Origin of the sequence: Campylobacter sp. BCW_6468, from assembly GCF_001762865.1 — a bacterium.
Taxonomy (GTDB): Bacteria; Campylobacterota; Campylobacteria; order Campylobacterales; family Campylobacteraceae; genus Campylobacter_D; species Campylobacter_D jejuni.
On the sequence record NZ_MJXQ01000021.1, the window covers coordinates 1 to 942 of the forward strand.

Below are 942 nucleotides of genomic sequence, written 5' to 3' on the forward strand. Positions count from 1 at the left end.
TTTTAAGGAAACCCAATGACCATACTAGAAAAAAACATACAAGCTTTATTAAGTGGGGTAAATGAACCCTTAGGAAATAAACTTTTAAATTTCATACAAAATAAAACTTGCTCTCGTTTTAATATAGATGAAAATTTAAATATCTATGATAAAACTCATAATGTTTTTATGTATGAAAATTTAGAAGAAGAAATAAATTTTTTCTATCAAAGTATTTTAGAAAAAACTCATAGATATCCTTTTGCATGTATTTATGGTATAGGCAATGCTTTACTTATTAAAAATTTATCCAAACACTATAAACATCTTTTTATATTTGAAAGTGAAATCGAACTTTTTATCTTGGCTTTAAGTGTGATAGATTTGAGTGAGGAGCTTTATAGTGGAAAAATTTATCTTGCGGATATCGAAGAAGAAAGAGTGGATATTCAACTGCTTATACTTTTTGATATGAAAGATATATCTGAGTACTTAAGTTTATATGAAATGTTTGTAAATAATGTTTATTATAAAAAGTTTTATGAGGATATTTGGCATAAAGCAGACGAGCTTTGCGAGAAAAATATTAAAGTTGTGATAAGAAATTTAGGTTCTAATTCTGATCTTTCTTTTGAGTGTTATTCTCATCTTTTACAAAACATCCCTTCTATGCTTGAAAGCATTCCTTTTCAAAGAATCTTAAGTGAAAGAAAAAACAAATTTGATAATACTATAGTAGTTTCTGCAGGACCTAGTTTAGCTAAACAACTTCCTTTACTTAAAGCTTATCAAGATAAAGCAGTGATCTTTTGTGCTGATGGGGCTTTAAGTATGCTTGAAAAAGAAGGTATAGTGCCTGATTATGTTACGAATTTAGATTTTACTGATCTAGCAATGAATTTTTTTCAAAATAAAGAAAATAAAACTTCTTTAAATATACTTTCATGTGCTACGCATCCTAAT

Annotated in this window: 1 protein-coding gene; it reads left to right on the forward strand. The window is 27.0% G+C overall.

Annotated features, from left to right (window positions below):
• Positions 1-15: 15 nt before the first annotated feature.
• Positions 16-942: 6-hydroxymethylpterin diphosphokinase MptE-like protein (locus AJ889_RS02600; protein WP_148123998.1), on the forward strand; the 927-nt coding region annotated here is incomplete at its 3' end.